This is a genomic window from Streptomyces sp. WAC06614 (assembly GCF_003949795.1).
Taxonomy (GTDB): Bacteria; Actinomycetota; Actinomycetes; order Streptomycetales; family Streptomycetaceae; genus Streptomyces.
In genome coordinates, this window is the sequence record NZ_RPRY01000415.1 from 1 (window position 1) to 5171 (window position 5171).

4 protein-coding genes and 1 pseudogene are annotated in these 5171 nt (G+C 75.0%); 1 reads left to right on the forward strand and 4 read right to left on the reverse strand.

Annotated features, from left to right (window positions below; all coding sequences use genetic code 11):
• The 3 genes and pseudogenes from EF918_RS38735 to EF918_RS32055 form a co-directional block, all read right to left on the reverse strand.
• Positions 1-153: pseudogene (locus EF918_RS38735) on the reverse strand (ABC transporter ATP-binding protein); the annotation flags it as partial.
• A gap of 112 nt (positions 154-265) precedes the next feature.
• Entirely contained in the window at positions 266-931 is a 666-nt protein-coding gene (locus tag EF918_RS32050) for a response regulator transcription factor (protein WP_125652425.1), read from the reverse strand.
• On the reverse strand, positions 928-2109 hold the full coding sequence (locus EF918_RS32055; protein WP_125652426.1) for a sensor histidine kinase: 1182 nt from the start codon (positions 2107-2109) through the stop codon (positions 928-930). Before EF918_RS32055 ends, EF918_RS32050 begins: the two co-directional genes overlap by 4 nt.
• 116 nt (positions 2110-2225) lie before the next feature.
• Here EF918_RS32055 and EF918_RS32060 point away from each other — a divergent pair, with 116 nt between their 5' ends.
• Positions 2226-3599, forward strand: a complete 1374-nt coding sequence (locus EF918_RS32060) for a glycosyltransferase 87 family protein (protein ID WP_125652427.1) — start codon at positions 2226-2228, stop codon at positions 3597-3599.
• On the opposite strand, the gene EF918_RS32065 is transcribed toward EF918_RS32060, so the two are convergent.
• On the reverse strand, positions 3529-5094 hold the full coding sequence (locus tag EF918_RS32065) for an MFS transporter (RefSeq protein ID WP_125652428.1): 1566 nt from the start codon (positions 5092-5094) through the stop codon (positions 3529-3531). The genes EF918_RS32060 and EF918_RS32065 overlap by 71 nt on opposite strands.
• Positions 5095-5171: the final 77 nt, after the last annotated feature.

Sequence of the window (5171 nt, forward strand, 5' to 3'; positions counted from 1 at the left end):
GCCCGCCCCGTTGGGGCCGACCAGGGCGCAGACGCGTCCGGCCGGGATCCGCAGGTCGCAGTCCTTCAGGGCCCAGCCCCGCCGGTAGCGGCGGCCCAGGCCCACGGTCTCCAGTGCCGCGTGGTCGGGGAGGGGATCGGTGTGGTGGTTCATGGCGCCGACGCTACGGACGGGGCCGGGACGCCGGCATCGGCCCAAGGTCTGCGGCCGCCGACGAAAGGATGGTGACCAAAGACGGAGTCGCCGCGCGGGCCCCCGCAGGTGGCTACAACAGGCCCGCCCGGTAGACCAGCAGCGCGATCTGGACCCGGTTGTCCAGGCCGAGTTTCGCGAGGATGTGGGAGACGTGGGACTTGACGGTGGGGACGCTCATGTAGAGGTCCTCGGCGATCTGCGCGTTGGTGCGGCCCTTGGCCACCTCCCGGGCGACCTCCTGTTCGCGTTCCCCGAGCGAGGCGAACCGCGCCCCCGCCGGCCTCCCGCCACCGGGCTCCGCGTCCGTGGGCGAGGGTGCGGTGGTGACGTTCCCGATCAGTTTGCCCAGCGCCTCCGGCGACATCACCGGCTCCCCGGCCACGGCCCGGCGGACGGCTTCGACGATGCGGTCCGGGGCGGTGTGCTTGAGGAGGAACCCGGCGGCCCCGGCCCGCAGCGCGTGCAGGAGGTACTCGTCCGTGGTGAACGTGGTCAGGACGACCACGTGCGGCGGCTCGGGCAGGGCCCGCACCAGACGCGTCGCCTCCAGTCCGTCGAGGCCCGGCATGCGGATGTCCATCAGGACCAGGTCGGGGGAGTGTGCGCGGACCAGGGCGGGCACCTCCTGCCCGTCGGCGGCCTCGGCAACCACCGCGATGTCCTCGGCGGCGGTGAGCAGCATGCGCAGGCCGGCGCGGACCAGGGCGTCGTCGTCGGCGAGCAGGATCCTGATCATGCCGGCCACGGCAGCCTCGCCCGGACCTCGAACCGGCCGTCGCGCGGGCCGTGGGCGAGTTCGCCGCCGACGAGGGCGACGCGTTCGCCGAGGCCGCGCAGACCGGAACCGCTGCCGGGCAGGGGCGGTGCCGTGGGGGGCCGTACCGGGCCGGGCAGGGTGTTGGTGATCTCCACGGACAGTCCGGCGTCGCCCGGGGCGCCGCTCAGCTCGATGCGTACGTGCCGGCCCGGGGCGTGCTTGCGCGCGTTGGTCAGCGCCTCGCGGACGATCCGGTAGACCGTACGGCCGGTGAGCTCGGGCACGTCGGTTCCGGCGGCGAGCGCGTCGTGCAGGTCGATGCGCGTGCCCGCCGCCTCGGACTCCGCGAGCAGGGACGGCAGTTCGGCGATCCCCGGCCGGGGCGGCTCCGGGCGGTCGGCCGGCGCCGCGAGCGGCTCGGTCCGCAGCACCCCGAGGACCTGCTGGAGGTCCTCCAGGGCGCCCACCGCGCTCGCCCGGACGACGGCCGCCGCCCGGGCGACCTGCTCGCGCGGTGCGCCCGGGTTCACCTCCAGGGCGCCGGCGTGCAGGCTGAGCAGGGACAGCCGGTGGGCCAGGACGTCGTGCATCTCCCGGGCCAGTTCCTCGCGCTCGTGACGGCGTACGTGCCGCGCGGCCTCGGTGCGTTCGCGGTCCTGCTGCTCGCGCAGCGCCCGCAGGTACAGGCCGGTGAGGACGGCGACGGCCACCAGCAGGGCCGCCGTCGCCGCCCAGGCCCGGTCCCGTTCCAGTGCCAGGGCGAGCGGGAGGCACGCCAGCCCGGTCAGCGCCACGAGTTCACGCCGCGACCGCCGGGCGGCGACCCGGGCGAGGGCCACCGCCGCCGCGGGGAGCAGACCGGTCACCGTCGAGGCCAGCAGCAGGACGGCCGTCACCGCCACGGGGGCGCGCCTGCGCCCCCACCACAGCAGGGCGCCACCGGCCAGGGGGACGACGGCAGCACGTACGGACCCCACCGGCGCCCACGGTGGCAGGACCTCGCTGAGCACCCGCCGGAGCAGGTCGTCCACGACCCGCGGGTGCACGTCGAAGGCGCGCGCCTCCGACACCACCAGGCACGCCAGGACGGCCCCGGCGCACACGAGCGCGTCGACCCCGCGCCGGTGCAGCACGCCGACGATGTTCCTCCACCTCATGCGGTCCAAGGCTACGGGGCCGCGGACGCGGTCCGGCCCGGGCGGGAAATGCCCCCCTGGCGTCGTCCGATCGGCGGAGCGTCGGCCGGGAGAGTGGTCCGGAGACTGGTGGGGCCATGCAGACCCACGCCGAACAGTCCCGCGCCGAACAGTCCCGCGCCGAACAGTCCCGCGCCACGACCGCCGCCACGGCGGAACCTTCGCCCCCGGGCCCTTCGTCCGCACAGCGGGAGGGACGCTTCCCGGGGCGGCACGTCGTGGGGACGGCCGCCCTGTGGGTGCTCACGCGTGCGGTGATGGTGTACCTCCTCGTGCACGAGTCGATCGGGCAGCGAGGGGTCACCGGCGAGGTCACGGGGATCTACCGGCGCTGGTACGAGGTGCTGGTCACCGGCCGGTTCCCGGTGCACGACGCCATCTGGCAGTACCCGCCGGGCGCCGCGGCCGTGTTGCTGTCGCCCGAGGCCCTGCCGTTCCTCACCTTCTTCCAGGGGTTCGTGGCCGTCGTCGTCCTGTGCGACGTCCTGGTCACCGTGGCCCTGGCCCGGGCCGGACGGTCGTCCGGGGGCAGCAGGGCAGGCATGTGGCTGTGGCTGGCCGGGCTGCCGCTCCTGCTGCACGTGCCGTACGCCCGCTACGACCTCCAGGTGACGGCGCTCGCGGTGCTCTCGCTGCTCTGCGTGCGGCGCCGCCCGCGGGCGGCGGGGGCGCTGGCCGGGCTGGGCGCCATGGTGAAGGTCTGGCCGGCCCTCGTCCTCCTGGGGACGCCGCGCGGTCGCGGGACGCGGCAGGCCTGGGCCTCGGCGGTCGCGGCGGCGCTCGCCCTGCTGGCGGTGTTCGCCGTCCTCTTCCGCGGCTCCCTCGACTTCCTGGGCAACCAGCAGGAGCGCGGCATCCAGATCGAATCCGTCGGCGGCACCGCCCTCCAGGCCGCCCGGCTGCTGGGGCTCTGGCAGGGGCACGTGGCCTACCGGTACGGGTCGCTGGAGTACGTCGGACCGTACGTGTCGAGCGTGGCGCACCTGATGCTGGGGCTCACCGCGGTGGCGTTCTGCTGGCTGCTCCTGTGGCGGGTCAGGGCCCGCCGCTGGACGGCCGCGACCCCGTTCGACGCCGCGCTGTGCGCGGTGCTGCTCTTCGTCGTGACCAGCCGCGTCCTCAGTCCCCAGTACCTGGTGTGGCTGCTCGGGCTCGCCGCGGTCTGCCTGAGCTGCCGGCGCACCACGCAGCGTCCGGTGGCCCGGCTGGTGCTCGCCGCCACCCCGGTCACGGCGCTGGCCTACCCCCTCAACTACTCCGACGTCATGGCCGGCAACGCCTTCGGCACCGCTCTGATGGTCGTCCGCAACGGCCTGCTGCTGGCCGCCGCGTTCTGGTCCTGCCGCCGGCTGTGGGCCGCGAGCGTGGCCGGCGGGGACGTCAAGGGCGGTCGTCCCGCCTCGCGTCCTCCCGCCTCGCGTCCGTGGTCCCGTCCGTGGCCGCGCCCGTAGGCCCGTCCGTCACCCGGGTCCCCGGATGCAGCAGAGCGCACAGGAACGCCATGCCCAGAGCGAGGGCCATCCCGTAGAACACCCACTGGTTGCCCTCCGCGAAGTCCGCGCGGAAGGCCCCCATCGCACCCCGCATCAGGGCGGCGGTCGGGCCCTCGCCGGTGGGCCGGTGGTCGTCCGGATGGCCGGTGACCGCCTCCGCGACGGCTCGGGCCGCACCCCGGACCTCGCCCGCCGACGCACCCGCCGCGCTCAGCGTCGCCGCGACCCGGTCGGTCGTGACGTGGATCAGGACCGTGCCGTAGACGGCCATGCCGACGGCGGCCGCGTAGTTGCGCACGGTCTGGGTGACACCGGTGACCTCCCCGTACGAGGCCCCGATGGCCCGGTTCACCGTGTCGGTGGAGGCCGGGGAGAGCAACAGGCCGATGCCGGCTCCGGCGAGGACGGCGTAGGGCCACTGGGCATGGGGCGACAGGTCGGTCAGCTTCGCCCCCCACAGGGCGAAGCCCGCGCACCCGAACGCCGTGCCGAGCAGCATCGCCGGCCGGGCACCGCGCTTGTCGAGGATCCGGCCGCCGCCCTGGGCCGCGATGCCGAAGCCGGCGAAGAAGGAGAGCAGGTAGAGCCCGGCCTGGATCGGCGAGGCGCTGAGGGCGGTCTGGGCGTACACCGAGGCGAAGAACATGACCGGCAGGAGGGTCAGCGAGGCGAAGAAGAGGACCAGGACATCGGCCGTGAACGCCCGCTCGCGGAAGACCCGCAGGGTGACGAGCGGCTGCTCGGTGCGCAGTTCGTAGCGGCAGAAGACCGCCAGGACGGCGAGTCCGCCGCCGACGCACGCCCAGGTGGCGGGGGCGGACCAGCCCCAGGAGGAGGCCTGCTGGAGCCCGAGGACGCTCAGCCCCATGCCGAGGGCGATGAGGACGGCACCGGGCACGTCGACGCGTTCGGGCCGTCGGACGGAGGGGACGTGGGCGAGCCGGGTGAGGACCAGCGCGACCGCGGCCATGGGCACGTTGACCCAGAAGATGGCCCGCCAGGTCCACACGGTCAGCCAGCCGCCCAGCAAAGGCCCGAGCACAGTGAACCCGCTGGCGAGCACGATGAACAGGGCCACCGCCCGGCCCCGTTCGCCGACCGGGAAGGCCTCGACGACGACGGCCAGGGCGGCCGGGTACACCAGTGCCGCGCCCAGCCCCTGGGCGGCGCGGAAGAGGACGAGCCAGCTCTCGGCGAGGTCACCGGCCGGCGCCGCACTGCACAGGAGGGACGCGGCGACGAAGACGAGCGTGCCGCTCACCACCGCCCGTCGGTGCCCGAGGACGTCGGCGAGCCGGCCGCCGAGCGCGAAGAACGCGGCGAGCGCGAGCAGGTAGGCGTTGACCACCCGCTGCATCCCGGACGACGTCAGGCCGACGTCCTCGACGATGCTCGGCGCGGCGATGCTGACGATCGTCTGGTCCACGAAGATCATCGCGACGGCGAAGAGCATGGCCGTCAGCGCGAGGGGCCGGCTCGGAGCCCGTCCCCGCCGGCCCGGAGAGCCCCCGCTGCCCGTCACACCCCCAT

What these genes read in the sequence shown, in the direction of transcription:
- EF918_RS32065 (WP_125652428.1), bottom strand. Translation starts at nt 5,094, where the DNA reads ATGCTCTTCGCCGTCGCGATGATCTTCGTGGACCAGACGATCGTCAGC.
- EF918_RS32055 (WP_125652426.1), bottom strand. Translation starts at nt 2,109, where the DNA reads ATGAGGTGGAGGAACATCGTCGGCGTGCTGCACCGGCGCGGGGTCGAC.
- EF918_RS32060 (WP_125652427.1), top strand. Translation starts at nt 2,226, where the DNA reads ATGCAGACCCACGCCGAACAGTCCCGCGCCGAACAGTCCCGCGCCGAA.
- EF918_RS32050 (WP_125652425.1), bottom strand. Translation starts at nt 931, where the DNA reads ATGATCAGGATCCTGCTCGCCGACGACGACGCCCTGGTCCGCGCCGGC.